The organism is Saccharopolyspora sp. 6V (genome assembly GCF_020176785.1).
Taxonomy (GTDB): Bacteria; Actinomycetota; Actinomycetes; order Mycobacteriales; family Pseudonocardiaceae; genus Saccharopolyspora_C; species Saccharopolyspora_C gregorii.
The window spans coordinates 42705-58058 of sequence record NZ_JAIUKB010000003.1; the positions used below are offsets into that span (position 1 = coordinate 42705).

General features: G+C 74.8%; 13 protein-coding genes and 1 pseudogene. 3 read left to right on the forward strand and 11 right to left on the reverse strand.

Annotation, left to right across the window (positions count from 1 at the left end):
• Nucleotides 1–374: 374 nt before the first annotated feature.
• On the reverse strand, nucleotides 375–719 hold the full coding sequence (locus tag LCD35_RS00855) for a cupin domain-containing protein (protein WP_225043570.1): 345 nt from the start codon (nucleotides 717–719) through the stop codon (nucleotides 375–377).
• A 16-nt stretch (nucleotides 720–735) separates the two neighbouring features.
• Here LCD35_RS00855 and LCD35_RS30655 point away from each other — a divergent pair.
• Nucleotides 736–1325 (forward strand): annotated as a pseudogene (locus LCD35_RS30655) (dihydrodipicolinate synthase family protein).
• A gap of 147 nt (nucleotides 1326–1472) precedes the next feature.
• On the opposite strand, the gene LCD35_RS00865 reads toward LCD35_RS30655, so the two are convergent.
• The 7 genes from LCD35_RS00865 to LCD35_RS00890 form a co-directional block, all read right to left on the reverse strand.
• Nucleotides 1473–2663 (reverse strand): MFS transporter, encoded by a 1191-nt coding sequence (locus tag LCD35_RS00865; protein WP_225043571.1) that lies wholly within the window; start codon nucleotides 2661–2663, stop codon nucleotides 1473–1475.
• Between the two features lie 133 nt (nucleotides 2664–2796).
• Entirely contained in the window at nucleotides 2797–3582 is a 786-nt protein-coding gene (locus tag LCD35_RS00870) for an IclR family transcriptional regulator (RefSeq protein ID WP_225043572.1), read from the reverse strand.
• A 57-nt stretch (nucleotides 3583–3639) separates the two neighbouring features.
• On the reverse strand, nucleotides 3640–3768 hold the full coding sequence (locus tag LCD35_RS29745; RefSeq protein WP_255614019.1) for a hypothetical protein: 129 nt from the start codon (nucleotides 3766–3768) through the stop codon (nucleotides 3640–3642).
• The gene (locus tag LCD35_RS00875; protein ID WP_225043573.1) at nucleotides 3753–4538 is read right to left on the reverse strand and encodes an enoyl-CoA hydratase-related protein; all 786 of its coding nucleotides are present in this window, start codon (nucleotides 4536–4538) and stop codon (nucleotides 3753–3755) included. Before LCD35_RS00875 ends, LCD35_RS29745 begins: the two co-directional genes overlap by 16 nt.
• A complete protein-coding gene (locus LCD35_RS00880) occupies nucleotides 4531–6609 on the reverse strand; it encodes an acetate--CoA ligase family protein (RefSeq protein ID WP_225043574.1) in 2079 nt (692 codons plus the stop codon). Before LCD35_RS00880 ends, LCD35_RS00875 begins: the two co-directional genes overlap by 8 nt.
• A 43-nt stretch (nucleotides 6610–6652) precedes the next feature.
• Nucleotides 6653–7813, reverse strand: coding sequence for an acyl-CoA dehydrogenase family protein (locus LCD35_RS00885; protein ID WP_224956367.1), 1161 nt, complete (start codon nucleotides 7811–7813; stop codon nucleotides 6653–6655).
• Nucleotides 7814–7830: 17 nt separating this feature from the next.
• Nucleotides 7831–8364, reverse strand: a complete 534-nt coding sequence (locus LCD35_RS00890) for a thioesterase family protein (RefSeq protein ID WP_225043575.1) — start codon at nucleotides 8362–8364, stop codon at nucleotides 7831–7833.
• 144 nt (nucleotides 8365–8508) lie between these two features.
• Between LCD35_RS00890 and LCD35_RS00895 the strand changes: the two genes are divergently transcribed.
• Entirely contained in the window at nucleotides 8509–9297 is a 789-nt protein-coding gene (locus LCD35_RS00895; protein ID WP_224956370.1) for an IclR family transcriptional regulator, read from the forward strand.
• Between the two features lie 349 nt (nucleotides 9298–9646).
• On the opposite strand, the gene LCD35_RS00900 is transcribed toward LCD35_RS00895, so the two are convergent.
• Together LCD35_RS00900 and gabT are read right to left on the reverse strand one after the other, a co-directional pair.
• The gene (locus LCD35_RS00900) at nucleotides 9647–11077 is read right to left on the reverse strand and encodes an NAD-dependent succinate-semialdehyde dehydrogenase (protein ID WP_225043576.1); all 1431 of its coding nucleotides are present in this window, start codon (nucleotides 11075–11077) and stop codon (nucleotides 9647–9649) included.
• A 26-nt stretch (nucleotides 11078–11103) separates the two neighbouring features.
• Complete coding sequence (gene gabT / locus LCD35_RS00905) at nucleotides 11104–12465, reverse strand: 4-aminobutyrate--2-oxoglutarate transaminase (RefSeq protein WP_224977366.1); 1362 nt, start codon at nucleotides 12463–12465, stop codon at nucleotides 11104–11106.
• A gap of 117 nt (nucleotides 12466–12582) precedes the next feature.
• Here gabT and LCD35_RS00910 point away from each other — a divergent pair, with 117 nt between their 5' ends.
• The gene (locus tag LCD35_RS00910) at nucleotides 12583–14022 is read left to right on the forward strand and encodes a PucR family transcriptional regulator (RefSeq protein ID WP_225043577.1); all 1440 of its coding nucleotides are present in this window, start codon (nucleotides 12583–12585) and stop codon (nucleotides 14020–14022) included.
• Nucleotides 14023–14288: 266 nt separating this feature from the next.
• Here the strand turns inward: LCD35_RS00910 and LCD35_RS00915 are convergent, their stop codons facing one another.
• Nucleotides 14289–15332: an NAD(P)-dependent oxidoreductase gene (locus tag LCD35_RS00915; protein WP_225043578.1), complete on the reverse strand. Its 1044-nt coding sequence runs from the start codon at nucleotides 15330–15332 to the stop codon at nucleotides 14289–14291.
• Between the last annotated feature and the right edge of the window lie 22 nt (nucleotides 15333–15354).

The following is a 15354-nucleotide window of genomic DNA, read 5'->3' on the forward strand; positions in this document are numbered from 1 at the left end:
CCTCGGGGCCGCGGCGGGGCGGGCGCCCCGCCCCCCCCGCCCGCGGGGGGGCCGGGGGGCCCCGGGGGGGGGGGCCGCCCCCCCCCCCCGGGCCCGCCCGCGCCGTCCTGTCGCGGCGGATCCGCGGCGGCCGGGGCGCGGTCGCTGACCCGGCCCGGGCTTCCGCGCGGCACCTGCGCGGGAGCCCGGGCCGCCTCACCGCGCTGGACGGGCCGCCCGTGCGGGAAGCGCGCGGGCGCGCACTGCTCGCGCCGCGCCGTCGGAGGTCGTGGCCGCGACGACCCGCTACTCCTCAGTCCGTTGTGGACGAGTTATGCTCCCGCCTCGCCGCGGGGAAATCCGCTCGGTCGCGATCTGAGCGGACGGCGTGCCACCTAACCGGGGGTTCCGGCGATGACGGCGAGGAGTTCGGCCGGTCCCTCGTCGACCGAGCGGAAGTGGTGCGGCTGGCCGCCCAGGAAGTACGCCGAGTCGCCGGTGCCGAGCACCTCGGTGCGGTCCGGGAAGCGGAGCTCGACCCGGCCGCGCAGCACCAGCACGAACTCGTCGCCGTCGTGCTCGCGGAAGGTGCACTGCGCGGAGGTCGCCGTCGGGTGCAGCACGAACGGCAGCATCTGCTTGCCCGCCATCCGCCTGGCCAGTCCGGTGTAGGGCGAGCTGTCCGGCGGGGTGTGCCGCGCCCCGTCCTCGCGCGCGTCGGCGCGGCTCGGCGCCGACATGGTGATGGTGCTGCCGATGTCCTACTGGAAGCTCGCCCCCGACGAGGTCCGCGCGCACGTCGCCGCGGTCGGCGCCAGCACCGACCTGCCGATCATGGTCTACAACAACCCGGCGACCAGCGGCATCGACCTTCCCCCGGAATTCCTCGTCGACCTGGTCGAGACGATCCCGAACGTCGTGGCGATCAAGGAGTCCAGCGGCGACATCACCCGTATGCAGCGCATCGTCCGGCTCGGCGGCGGCGAGGTCCCGTTCTTCAACGGGTCCAACCCGCTCGCGTTCCTCGCGCTGGCGGCCGGGGCGACCGGCTGGTGCACGGCGGCGCCCGCGCTGTGTCCGCGGCAGGTCCTGGACCTGCACCGGCGGTCGCCGACGGGGAGCTCGGCCGGGCGCGGCAGATCTCCGGGAAGTTGTTGCCGCTGCTGGAGTTCATCCTCGCCCGCGGGCTGCCCACCGCGGTCAAGTCCGGGTTCGCCGAGCTCGGCGTGGACACCGGGGTGCCGCGGCTGCCGCTGCAACCGCTCGACGCGGCGGGCACCGAACAGCTCCGCACCCTGCTGTCCGACCTGGACATCACCGCGGCCGACGTCCCCGCCGCGAGCTGAACACAGGGCCGGGGTGCGGCCTCCGCGCACCCGGCCCGGCACCGTCCTGGTTGCCCCCGTGCGGTGCGGGCCGGCCGAGCTCATGAAGTCCTGATAGGACGGTGCCGTCGAGGAGGCGCGGATGCGGTCCGAGCCCACCGCGGCCCCTCACTGATCGGCCTGCTCGGCGGGGTCGCGGAGGAACGCGGTCAACGCGGTCGCGAGGGCGGGCAGCGGCAGCAGCACGGCCAGCGCCGCGGTGGTGCCGTGGACGTTGGCGAACGCGCCCAGCGCGGGCACCGCCGCCCCGCCGCTGCTGACCGAGATGCCGAGGGTGACGGCCCCGGCCACGCCCAGGTTCCGCGGCAGGTAGTGCTGCCCGAGGGTGGTGTGCACCGGCAGCGGCAGGTTCACCGCCGCCCCGAGCGCGGCCGCGGCCACCAGCGCGATCGGCACCGCGGGCGCGGTGATCAGGCAGCCGAGCAGCAGCAGGCCGGTCACGTGGCTCACCCGGAGCACGGTGAGCCGCCCGAACCGCTCGACCAGTCCGCCGCCCGCCAAGGTCGACAGCGCCCCGGCACCGGAGAACAGGACCAGAGCCAGCGATGCGGTGCTCGGCGTCGCGCCGAGGCGGTCCGCGACGGACAGCACCAGGAAGGTGCTCACCCCGTAGAACAGCACCGACCGCAGCACGATGATCAGCGTCAACCAGCCGAACTCCCGCCACCTGTTGAGGCCGGCCACCAGCGCCCCGGACTCGCCGTCCGGTTCGCCGCCCGGTTCGGGGGAACGGCCGCGGAAGCGGCCGACGATGACCGCGGCGACCGCGGGCACCGCCAGCAGCGGCGTGGCCGCCAGCCCGAACGGCAGCAGCACCGCCCCGGCCGCGACCGGGCCCGCCGCGTAGCCGGCCAGACCGCCGAAGGTGAACCACCCCATGCCCCGATCGCCGGTTCCGGTGCGGTGCACGGCCTTCGCCGCCGCCGGGTGGTAGGCGGCGACGCCGATCCCCGAGAGCACCAGCGCGGCGCAGGTCGCCGCGTACGAGGCGGTCGAACCGACCGCTCCGACCCCGGCCGCGGCGAGCAGCAAGCCCACCGCCCGGACCCGGCCCAGCGCCGGTCCGCGATCCGCCAGGACCCCGAACAGCGGCTGGGCCAACGAGGACACCAGCGTCGCGGCGAGCACCACGCCACCTGCGTGGGCGTAGTCGTAGCCGCGCTCCGCGACCAGCAGCGGCACCAGCGCGGGCACCACGCCTTGGTAGAAGTCGGTGACCCCGTGCTCCGCGGACAGGGCGAACGCGCCGCGGTGCCGCGCGATCGTGTCGGGCAGGACGGGTTTTCGGCGCAGTGGCACCCGAATTCGCTCCCGTTCGGGCGGCGCGCCGCTTCGGGACGTGCCGCATCGGCGGAGCGGTGGGCTCCGCTGTCGGATGTGTCGATCTGTCGGACGTGCCGGGGTGCCGGACGTGCCGGGACCCGGCCGCCGATCAGTCCCGGTCGCCCGGTGGTGCTCCGGACACGGCCCGCGAGATCCGGTCGGCGGCGTCGCGCACCAGCCGTCCGGCGCGGTCCAGGTTCCGGGCGAGGCGGAAGGTCGGTGCGGACACGTTCACCGCGGCGACGATCCGCCCGCGGAAGTCGCGGACCGGTGCGGCGGCCGCGACCAGGCCCTCCTCGAACTCGTCGCGGGAGACCGCGTAGCCGCGCTCGCGCGCCTCGTGCAGCCGGGAGATCACTCCGGCGACGTCCCGCGGTGCTCGCGGTCCGCCGGTGTCGAAGGGGGCGTCGGCGAACATGGCCTCGAGCTCGTCGTCCCGGTGGTCCAGCAGCAGCGCCCGGCCGGTGGCGCTGCGGTGCAGCGAGCTGCGCTGCCCCACCCAGTCGGTGGTCTGCACGGTGCGCGCCGGTGTCTCGGACAGCACGGTGAGCGCCGCGTCCCCGGACGGCACCGTCAGGTAGACGCGTTCGTTCGTCGTGGTCCGCAGCCGTCGCAGCACCGGGGGTGCCTCGGCGAGCAGCCGCTGGTGCCCGGCCTGGTCGGCCATCGTGAACACCCGCCACCCGAGGCGGTAGCCGAGCGTCTCCGGATCCCGGTCGACCATCCCCGTCTCCTCCAGCGCGCGCAGCGCCCGGGACACCTGGGACTTCTCCTTGCCGACGCGACGGGCGATCTCGACGACACCGAGCCCGCCCGCCTCGCCGGATGCCGGTTCGCCCAGCGCCTGCAGGATCGCCATCGCCCGGTGCACCGCCGACGCGTTCTCACCGCTCATGCCACGATCCTCGCCGCCCGGCGCGACAGTGGCAACCTCCGTTGCTGCTGGAGCAACTCAGTGGAGTTCGAGGCGCCGGACGGTGCCGATGACCGCCAGCCCGAGCCGTTCGGGGGCGCCGTGCTCCCCGGTGAGCAGCTCAAGGTCACCGAGGCCGCGCCGCGCTCGGGTCAGCGGCCGGTCCACCGGGGTGGTCGGCGTTCGGCGAAGGCGCGGGGGCCTTCTTCGGCGTCCGCGGAGGTGAGCGCCGCCCGGTAGTGCGGGAGCGCGTCGCCGCGCAGCAGCCGCTGGCCGGCTTCGACGTCGAGGGCGGCGGTTCGGCGGGTGATCTCCTTGATGGCGGTGACCGCGAGCGGTGCGGCCGCGCAGATTCGGCGCGCGAGCCCGTCGGCTTCGGCGAGCAAGTCGGCGGCGGGCACGACCCGGTTGATCAGGCCGTACCGGTGCGCTTCCGCCGCGGTCATCCGGCGCCCGGTGAGCAGCAGTTCCGCGGCGATCGCCCGCGGCAGCCGTTGCGGGAGGCGCAGCACGCCGCCGGAATCGGGGACGATGCCCAGCGTCGCCTCGGGCAGCGCGAACTCGGCGTGGTCGGCGGCGACGACGAGGTCGGCGGCCAGCGCGAGTTCGAAGCCGCCGCCGAGCGCGAGCCCGTTCACCGCGGCGATCACCGGCTTGTCGAGCGCGAAGAACTCGGTGAGCCCGGCGAACCCGCCCGGCCCGTGGTCGGCGTCCACGGCCTCGCCCGCCGCGGCCGCCTTGAGGTCCCAGCCCGCGGAGAAGAAGCGGTCCCCGCCACCGGTCAGCACCGCGACGCGCAGCGCGTCGTCCCGGTGCAGCCGGTCGAACGCCGCATGCAGCGCGCGGCTGGTGGGCACGTCGACGGCGTTCGCCGAGGGCCGGTCCAGGGTGATCGTCAGGACGCCGTCGTGGACGTCGGTGCGCACCGGGTCAGTCATCGGAACTCCTCGCCTCCCGCACCAGCACGTCGACCGCGACGGCGCCGTGCGGGAGCGCCAGCAGCGGGTTCACGTCGAGTTCGAGCAGCCGCGGGTCGGCGCGGGCGTGCTCGGCGATGGCGGCGACCGCGTCCACCACCGCGTCCACGTCGGCGGCGGGGCCGCGGAACCCGGTCAGCAGCGGCCAGATCCGCAACTCCGCCAGCGCGGTGCGGATCTCCGCCCGGGTGACCGGCAGCAGCAGCGTCACCGCGTCGCGCACCAGCTCGACCAGCACGCCACCGGCGCCGACGGTCAGCGCCGGGCCGAACCGCGGGTCGCGGCGCACCCCGACGATCAGCTCGGCGACGGCGCCGCCGACCATCCGCTCGACCAGGAACCGGTCGGCGAGCCCGGACATCGCCGCCACCGCCGCCCGCACCTGCTCCCGGTCGGTCAGGCCGAGCCGGACCCCGCCCGCGTCGGACTTGTGCGCCAGATCGGCCGAGACCGCTTTGACCACGACGGGGAAGCCGAGTTCGGCGGCCGCTGCCGGGGCTTCCGGTTCGGACACCACGCGCCCGTCCGGGACGGTCACGCCGCGGGCGGCGAGCACGCGCTTGCCGGTGGGTTCGTCCAGCAACCGGTCCCGGCCACCCAGCTGCGGAACCGGTTCCAGCGGTGCGGGCGGGTCCGGATTCCGCTGCGCCGCACCGATGTCCGCGGCGGCGGCGAGCGCGGCGGCGCAGTCCGCGGTGCCCTGCATCGGCGCGATCCCGGTGGCCAGCAACCGGTCCCGCACCGGTTCCGGCAGCCCCTCCGGCAACGAGCTCACCACGCAGGCCGGGCCCGGGTCGGTGGCGTGCGCCGCGCCGAACGCCTCGACGGCGATGTCCCAGGTCGCCTCTTCGCAGCGGTCGCCGCGCGGAAAATCGGCCAGCAGCAGGTGGCAGTCGACGCCCGCGCGGAACAGCTCGGTGAAGCAGGCGGTCTGCGCGTCCCGGTCGCCCCAGATGTAGGTGTGGTAGTCGAGCGGGTTCGCCACCGACACCCGCTCGCCGAGCAACGTCCGCATCCGGCGCTGCACCGCGGCGGGGAATTCGGGCAGTTCCAGCCCGGCCCGCTCGGCGAGGTCCGCGAGCAGCGCGGCCTCACCGCCGGAGGCGCTCGCCGAAGTGATGCGCCGACCGGGGAGCGGACCGTTGGCGTGCAGGAACTTCAGCGCCTCCACGAAGGTGCTGACGTGCCGCACCCGCGCCATCCCGACCCGCCGGAACAGGGCGTCGCACAGCTCGTCCGAACCGGCCAGCGAACTGGTGTGGCTCAACGTCGTGCGCGCCCCGGCCGCGGAACTCCCGGTCTTGAGCACCACGATCGGCACGCCGCGGCGCAGCGCGCGGAGCCCGGCGCGGGACAGCCCGGCGACGTCGTCCACGCCCTCCAGGTGCAGCCCGATCGCGGTGATCCGCGGATCGTCCAGCGCGGCGTCGATCAGCTCGGCGACGGCGGTGACCGCGCCGTTGCCGAGCGCGACGAGCTGCGCGAGCGGCAGGGACCGGCGCTGCATGGTCAGGTTCTGCCCGACGGTGCCGCTCTGCGCGATCACCGCGACGCCCCGGTCCACCCGGTGCCCGCCGTGCTCCTCCGGCCACAGCGCCGCGCCGTCCAGGTAGTTGAGCACGCCCAGGCAGTTCGGCCCGATCAGCGGCATCCCGCCCGCCGCCGCCACCAGGGACCGCTGCAGCGCGGCCCCGGCGGCGTCGTGCTCGGCGAATCCCGAGGCATGGCAGACCACGCCCCCGGCGCCGCGCGCGGCCAGCTCGCGGACGGTGGTCACGGTGGCCGCAGGCGGCACCGCGAGGAACGCGGCGTCCGGTGCTTCCGGGAGTTCGGCGGTGCTGCGGACGCAGGGAATCCCGTCGATCTCGGCCCGCCGGGGGTGCACCGGCGTGATCCGCCCGGCGAAGCCGATCTTGCGGCTCTGCCGGATCGCCGCGGCGGCCGCGGCTCCGCCGTAGACGGCGACGTGCCGGGGCGCCAGCAGGCGGTGCAGGCCGCGCCCTGTCGTGTCCGATGTGGACTCGGTCGTCATGTCGAGCTCCTCGCGGTGCTGAATCGTCCACAGTGGATGGAGGTCAACCGCCCAGCGGCCGCAGCAGCGAACGCGAGATGATGTGCCGCTGGATCTCGCTGGTGCCGTCCCAGATCCGCTCCACCCGCGCATCGCGCCAGAAGCGCTCGACCGGCAGCTCGGACATCAACCCGGCGCCGCCGAAGACCTGCACCGCGCCGTCGGTGATGCGGGCCAGCGCCTCGGTGGAGAACAGCTTGGCCATCGCCGCGTCCCGGTCCGACATCGCGCCCCGGTCGAGCTTCGCGGCGGCCCGCAAGGTGAGCAGTTCCGCGGCCTCCAGCTCGGTGGCCATGTCGGCGAGCGGGAACGACACCCCCTGGAAGCGCCCGATGTTCCGGCCGAACTGCTCGCGCTCGGCCGCCCAGGACGTGGTCATCTCCAGCACCCGCCGGGCCCGGCCGACGCTGGTCGCGGCGACGCTGAGCCTGCTCGCGCCGAGCCATTCGCCCATCAGCTCGAACCCCGTCCCTTCGGCGCCGAGGCGCTGCGCCACCGGGATCCGGCAACCGTCGAAGGCCAGCTCGCACTGGTGGTAGCCGCGGTGCGACACGCAGGCCGAGCCGCGGGTCACCGTCAGCCCGGGGGTGTCCAGGTCCACCAGGAACGCGGTGATCAGGTTCCGCGGGCCGCGCTCGCTCCGCTCGACGCCGGTGCTCGCGAACAGCACCACGAAGTCGGCGACGTCCGCGTGGCTGATGAAGTGCTTGGTGCCGGTGAGCACGTACTCGTCGCCCTCGCGCACCGCCCGGGTGCTCATCGAGCGGACGTCGGAGCCCGCCCCGGGTTCGGTCATCGCCAGGCAGTCGGTGCGCTCGCCGCGGATGGTGGGCAGCAGGTAGCGCTCCCGCTGCTCGCCCGCGCAGGCCTGCAGGATGTTGCCGGGCCGCGCCACCAGCGCCTGCAACGCGTACCCGGTGCGGCCGAGTTCGCGTTCGACCAGGGCCAGGCCGACGGCGTCCAGCCCGCCACCGCCGAGCTCGGCGGGCATGTTCGGCGCGTACAGCCCGGATGCGACGGCCTTGGCGCGGATGCGGGCGGCGAGCTCGGCGGGCACCTCGTCCAGCCGCTCCACCTCGTCCTCGTGCGGCACCAGTTCGGTGCTGACGAACTTCCGGGCGGTCTCGACGATGGCCTGCTGCTCGTCGGTGAGTTCGAAGTCCACGGTGTGCTCCTCGCTGGTCAGCGCCGGATTCCCATCGGCCGCCCGACGCGGCCGGGGACCGGGAGGTCCTGGTGGGCTCGGTGGATCGCGCTCAGCCGGTCCCGGAGTTCGACGGGCAGCTCGCAGGAGCGGCCGCGCTCGGTGTCGACGTGCACGAGCAGCTGCTCGGCGGTGGCCAGCAGCAGCCCGGAACCGGCGTGGTGCATCTCGTGGAACAGGTGCAGCCGCTTCGCGTCGTGGTCCAGCAGCCGGAGGCTCAGCGCGATCGGTTCGCCCTCGGCGACCTCGCGGTCGTGGTGCAGTTGGGTGTCGGCGGTGTACAGCGACCGCCCGCTCGCCCGGTACCGCTCGTCGATGCCGAGGTAGCGGAAGAAGGCGTCGGCGGAATCGCCGAACACCAGCAGGTAGCAGGACTCGCTCAGGTGTCCGTTGTAGTCGACCCACCGCGGGTCGACGATCGTCTCGTGCAGCCGCAGCGGGGCCGGGACCGGCGCCGCGTCGTCCCAGGGCCGGTGCCCGGAGCCTTCGTAGGGGGTGACCACTCGATCCATCGGCGTCTCACAATGTGCGTCGGATGTTCGCGATGTGTGACGTTAGGGTGGCGGGTGCGGCGCGGTCAAGGACCGTCGCCCGAAAGCAGGCGCGGGCATCGGAGCGGCGACGGGATCGCCCGGGCGGATCACTAGGGTGGGGGCATGAGCGTGGAAGCGGCGCACACCCAGGAGGAGCAGTCCCGGGCGGCCGGACGGGTGCAGTCCCTCGACCGCGCGGTGGCCCTGCTCAACGCGGTCTCCGCCGGATCACCGGAAGGCCGCTCCGCCCCCGACCTGGCCGCCGACTGCGGGCTGAACCGGGCCACCGCGTGGCGGCTGCTGGCCACCCTCGAACACCACGGGCTAGTGGAGCGGGACCCGGTGAACAACCGCTACGCGATCGGGTTCGCGATCAGCAGGATGGCGGCGACCGCCGGCGTGGACGGGCTGGTTCGCCGCGCGCACGGCACCCTCGAACGGCTCAGCCGTGAGACGGGGGAGACGGCGAACCTCGCGGTCGCCCAGCGGCTCGGGCTGACCTACGTGGACGAAGTGGCACCGCAGGCGGTGCTCAGCGCCCGCTGGCTCGGGCAGCACGTGCCGATCCACGCCACCTCCGCGGGCAAGGCGCTGCTGGCCTGGCTGCCGCAGCCGGAGGTCGAATCGCTGCTGGACACACCGCTGGCCGAGTACACCGAGAGCACCCGCACCGATCGGGACGCGCTGCTGGCCGAACTCGCCGAGATCCGCGAGCAGGGCTACAGCGGGGCGGACGGCGAACTCGAATCGCACGTGTGCGGGGTGTCGGCGCCGGTCCTCGACGTACGGCGCCGCCCGGCCGCGATCGTGAGCATCTGGGGGCCGCGGGACCGCGTTCCCGCCGCGCGCTTCACCGAGCTCGGCGCCCTGGTCCGCGACGCGGCGATCGAAATAGGCGAAGCCCTCGGCTGACCGGCCCCCGCATCAGAAGCGCACCCACTTCCAACCGCCCAGGCGGGTCGTGTCGTTCTCCTGTCAGCAGCGAAGCCACCGGTGAAAACGACCCCGCAGCGAGGAAGCAGCTGACTGCCCGTCTCTGAACCTGCCCGGCGGGCCGTGTCGTTGTCCTGTCAGCGGCGCAGCCGCTGAGCCGCCGACCACCCAAGACACCGGCACCGCAGCGGGTTCTCAGCGGTTTCCTCGCGGGGACAGCGATTTCTCATGTGGCGGAGCCACCTGTGAAATCGATCCCGCAGCGAGGAAACCGCTGAGGTTCCGCCACCCGCCCCCTACGCAACGGGAGCGGAACCGGGCCAGTTCCTCAGCTGACGCTGAGGAACTGGGTCTCCTGGAAGGCCCGGATCCCCTCCTGCGCGCCCTCGCGGCCGAGTCCGCTCTGCTTCATCCCGCCGAACGGCGCCGACGGGTCCGAGACGACACCGCGGTTGACCCCGACCATGCCGCACTGCACGCGGCGGCCGATCTCCAGCGCCCGGCCGGTGTCCCCGGCGTAGACGTACCCGGCGAGGCCGTACTCGGTCGCGTTGGCCACCGCCACCAGCTCGTCGGTGCCGCTCCAGGTCCGGATCGGCGCGACCGGGCCGAAGATCTCCTCGTGCAGCACGGCGGCGTCGTCCGGCACCCCGGCCAGCACCACCGGCGCGGAGAACGAACCGGTGGCAGGCACCTCGACCGGCTCCCGCACGATCCGCGCCCCGCGCTCCACCGCGTCGGCGACGAGCCCGGCGACGCGGCGCACCGCGCGGTCGTCGATCAGCGGGCCGATGTCGGTGCCCGGCTCGGCGGCCGGTCCGACCCGCAGCCGCGCGACGGCGTCGGCGAAGGACTCGGCGAACTCGTCGGCGACGTCCTCGTGCACCAGGAACCGGTTGGCGGCCGTGCAGGCCTGCCCCGCGTTGCGCAGCTTCGCGATCAGCGCGCCCTGCACGGCGGCGTCGATGTCGGCGTCGGCGCACACGACGAACGGGGCGTTGCCGCCGAGCTCCATCGAGCTGTTCACCACCCGCCCGGCGGCGAGGCCGAGCAGGTGCCGCCCGACCCCGGTGGAGCCGGTGAAGGAGAGCTTGCGGACCGCGTCGTGCGCCAGCAGCACCCGGCTGATCGCGTCGGCCCGGGTGCTCGGCAGCACGGTCAGCACGTCCTGCGGCGCACCCGCCTCGACCAGCAGATCGCGGATCGCCAGCGCGGTCAGCGGGGTCTCCGCGGCGGGCTTGAGCACCGCGGTGCAGCCCGCCGCCAGCGCCGGTGCGACCTTGCGGGTGATCATGGCCGCCGGGAAGTTCCACGGCGTGATCAGCAGCGCCACCCCGACCGGCTGCGCGGTGACCACCGTGGTGGAGCGGCCGTCGGGGGAGGTCTCGAACCGGCCGTCCGGGCGGACCGCTTCTTCGGCGAACCAGCGGAAGAACTCCGCCGCGTACGAGACCTCCGCGCGGGCGTCCGCGGCGGCCTTCCCGGACTCGCGGCTGATCAGCTCGGCGAGCTCGTCGGCGCTGTCCAGCGCCAGCTCGCGGGTCGCCGCGAGGATCTCGGCGCGGCGGCGGGGCGGGGTCGCGGCCCAGTCGGGCAGCGCCTCGGCGGCGGTGTCCGCGGCGGCCGCGGCATGCGACTCGTCGGCGTCGGAGACGCGGGCGATCTCGATGCCGGTCGCCGGGTCGTGCACCGCGAACTCGTCCGCGGTGGGGGTGGGCTTGCCGCCGATGAACAGCGGGGACGGCTGGAAGAGCGTCATGGGGACTCCTCGTCGGGGGAAGGGGATCAGGACTGCGCGAGGGCGTCGGCGAGCACGTCCAGCCCGTCGTGCAGCAGCTCGTCGGGGATGGTCAGCGGCGGCAGCAGCCGGATCACATTGCCGAACGAGCCGCAGGTCAGCACGAGCACGCCGGTGCGGTGGCAGTGGTCGGCGACGGCCTTCGCCAGCGCCGCGTCCGGCTCGGTGCCGCCCGGGCGCACGAACTCGACGGCGATCATGGCGCCGCGGCCGCGGACCTCGCCGATGACGGAGTCGGCGTCGGCGAGCGCGCGCAGCCGGGCGGTCGCCTGCTCGCCGATCGCGGCGGCGCGGGCGACGAGACCGTCCTCGCGGATCGTCTCCAGCGCGGCCAGCGCGGCGGCGCAGGCCACCGGGTTGCCGCCGTAGGTGCCGCCGAGGCCGCCCGCCGGCACCGCGTCCATCAGCTCCGCCCGGCCGGTGACCGCGGCGATCGGCAGCCCGCCGCCGAGGCCCTTCGCGGTGGTGATCAGGTCCGGGACGACGTCCTCGTGGTCGGTGGCGAACCAGGAGCCGGTGCGCGCGACCCCGGTCTGCACCTCGTCGGCGACGAACACGATCCCGTTCGCGCGGCACCAGCGGGCCAGTTCGGCGAGGAATCCCGGCGCGGGCACGATGAAACCGCCCTCGCCCTGGATCGGCTCGATCACCAGCGCCGCCAGCCGGTCGGCTCCGGCGGTGCGCTCCAGGTAGTCGGTGGTGCGCTTCGCGGCCTCGGCGCCGGACAGCCCGGCGTCGTCCCGGAACGGGTAGGAGGTGGGGGCGCGGTGCACGTCGGCCGCGAACGGGCCGAACCCGTCCTTGTACGGCTTGTTCTTCGCGGTCAGCGCCATCGTCAGGTTCGTGCGCCCGTGGTAGGCGTGGTCCACGACCGCGATCCCGGTCCGGCCGGTCGCGCAGCGGGCGATCTTCACCGCGTTCTCGACGGCCTCGGAGCCGGTGTTGAACAGCGCGGTGCGCTTCTCGTGGTCTCCCGGGGTGATCGCGGCGAGTTCCTCGGCGAGCCGCACGTAGCTCTCGTACGGGGTGATCATCGCGCAGGTGTGGGTGAACCGGACCAGCTGGTCGGACGCGGCCGCGACCACCTTCGGCGCCGAGTTGCCGACCGTGGTGACCGCGATGCCGGAGCCGAGGTCGACGAACGAGTTGCCGTCCACGTCGACCAGCACGCCGCCGCCGGCCGCCGCCGCGTAGACCGGCAGCGTCGAGGACACCCCGGCGGAGACCGCGGCCGAACGGCGCGCGGCGAGTTCGCGGGACAGCGGGCCGGGGACCTCGGTGCGCAGCTCGCGCCGCTGGGGGAGACCGGGACCGCCGATCAGCTCGGGGGACGGGGCGGATGCGGTCATGCGAGGCTCCTTCGCGGCGGCGGGGACGGGACGTCTCCGACGCTAGGCCGCTCGGCGCGCCGTGGTGAGTGTGCGAACCCGACAGGCAGGCGTGCTCGGGTGTGCAACACTGCCACCGTGCTGAGCCTGGACGACGTCGTCGCGATCCCCGAACTGGCGCTGCGCGTGATCGTCGAACCGGCTGCCGAACGCCCGCTTCGGTGGGTGACGACCAGCGAACTCACCGACCCGGACCGGTACCTGGAGGGCGGCGAGCTGCTGCTGACCACCGGGCTGGTGCGCCAGGACTGGGCGGCCTACGTGCGGCGGATCGACCGCGCCGGGGTGGCGGCGCTCGGGTTCGGCACCGGCCTCTCGCACGCCGAGGTCCCGCGGGCCCTGGTCGAGGCGGCGCGCGCGGCGGGGCTCGGCCTGGTCGTGGTGCCGGAGGCGACGCCCTTCATCGCGGTGAGCAAAGCCGTCGCCGGGCTGCTCGCGGATCAGGAGCGCGAGTCCACCGTGTCGGCGCTGCGCGTGCAGCAGGAGCTGACCCGGGTGATCTCCCGCAAGGACGGCCCGGCGCGGGTGCTCGGTGTGCTCGGCCGGGCCGCGCGGGGCAGCGCCGGACTGGTCGACGCGGCCGGGACGCCGCTGGTCCCGGCCCGGTTCCGGCTGCCGGACGCGGCGCGGCGCGCGCTGGGGACGTTGCGCTCCGGCGGCGGAGCCGGAGCCGTCACCGAGACCGGCGCCGAGGGCACCACCGTGGTGCAGCCGCTCGGTGCCGGCGTCGACGGACCGTTCCTGGTGCTGTTGGCCCCAGGACCGCTGGACGCGGTGCTGCGCGCGGTGCTGGTGTCCACGGTCGCGCTGCTGACCCTCGACGCCGAACGATCCCGGGCCGCCGCCGACGCCGAGCTGCGGTTGCGGGACCAGGCGGCGGCGCTGGTGCTGGACGGGGCGGTCGACGCGGGCGCCGGGGTCGCGGCCCTGCTCGAAGGAAGCCCGGTGCCGCCGCGGACCGTGCGGGTGCTGCGCGCCTCCGGGGTCCCCGCCGGGGCCCGCGAGCGCCTGGCCCGCGAGCACCCGGAGGTGCTGACCACGGCCCCGGCCGACGGGAACATCGCGCTGCTGGTGGCCGACGGTGCGGCCCGCGAGGTCGCCGACCTGCTCGCCGGTCTGCGCGCCGGGGTGGGCGTCGGCCCCGCCGTCCCCGTCGCCGACGCGCGCACCAGCGACGCCGCCGCCCGCACCGCGCTGGCCGCCGCGGACCGGGCGGTCGTCGACTGGGACGAGCGGTTCCGCGGCAGCGTCCGCGCCGGGCTGCCCGACCACGCGGCCCGCGCGCTGGCGGCCTCGATCCTGCGCGACCTCGTCGCGGAACCCGAGTTGCTGCGGACGCTGCACACCTACCTGGCGCACCTCGGCCACTGGCAGCCCGCCGCCGACGAGCTGGGGATCCACCGCAATACGCTGCGCAAGCGGATCGCCCGCATCGAGGAGCTCACCGGCCGCGACGTGGACACCGCGGCCGGCCGCGCCGACCTGTGGATCGCGGTCGTGATCGCCCGGGAACCGTGACTTTTTGGTTTTCTCACTCGGTTCGCGTCGTGGTCGGGTGGCGGAACCTCAGCTTCTCCCTCGCTGCGGGATCGTCTTCACAGGTGGCTCCGCCACATGAGAAAACGCTGTCCTCGCGAGGAAGCAGCTGAGAACCCGCGGGTGGTTCGGTTGATCGGGTGGTCGGCGGCTCAGCGGCTTCGCCGCTGACAGGAAAGCGGTAGGACCCGCCGGGCTGGTTCACGGCCGCGGGGCGGCCTGGGTTGCTCGCTCGCGGGTGGGGGCGGTCAGGCGCGCAGCGGGGCGGTGGCGAACTCCTTCATGCCCGTGCCGAACGGGACCTCCGCAGTGAAACCGAGCTCGCTCGCCGCGCGGGACGGGTCGGCGACGACGTGCCGCACGTCGCCGAGCCGGTAGCGCCCGCTGATGCGCGGTTCCGGCCCGCCGTCGGCCGCGGCCAGCGCGTCCGCCACCTCGGCGATGGTGCGCGGATCACCGGAGCACACGTTGTAGGCGCGGAACCCGGTCCGCTCCTGCGCGGCGGCCAGCGCGTTCGCCGCCGCCACGTCGCCGACGTGCACGAAGTCGCGGGTCTGCGCGCCGTCCTCGAACACCACCGGCGCCTCGCCGCGGGCGAGGCTGGAGCGGAACAGCGAGGCCACCCCGGCGTAGGGCGTGTTCCGCGGCATCCGCGGCCCGTAGACGTTGTGGTAGCGCAACGCGATCGCGGACGCCCCGGTGTCCCGCGCCCACAACGCGGCCAGGTTCTCCTGCGCGAGCTTGGTGGCCGCGTAGGTGCTGCGCGGGTCCAGCGGGGCGTCCTCCGGCACGGTCCCGCGCACGAGCGGCTCGTCGCACCGCGGACATCGCGGCTCGAACATGCCCGCGTCCAGGTCCTCCTGCCGCCGCGGTCCGGGCTGCACGACGTCGTGCCGCGCGCAGCGGTAGCGGCCCTCGCCGTAGACGACCATCGAGCCGGCCAGCACCAACCTGCGCACCCGGTGCTCGGCCATCGCCGCCAGCAGGTGCGCGGTGGCGAGCTCGTTGTGCGCCACGTAGTCCGGCATGTCGGCCACCCCCGTCTCCAGCCCCACCACGGCGGCGTGGTGGCACACCACGTCCACCCCGCGCACCACGTGGTCGGCGATGTCGGGGTCGCGCAGGTCCGCGACGGTCAGGCCGTGGCCGCCGAGGTGCTCGGGGATGGCGCGCGTCCGGTGCGCCTGCGGGAGCAGCGCGTCGACCAGCAGCACTTCGTGCCCGTCGGCGCGCAGCCGGTCGGCGACGTGCGATCCGATGAAGCCCGCGCCACCCGTGACCAGTACCCGCATGTTCGGTTCTCCTCTCCACGTT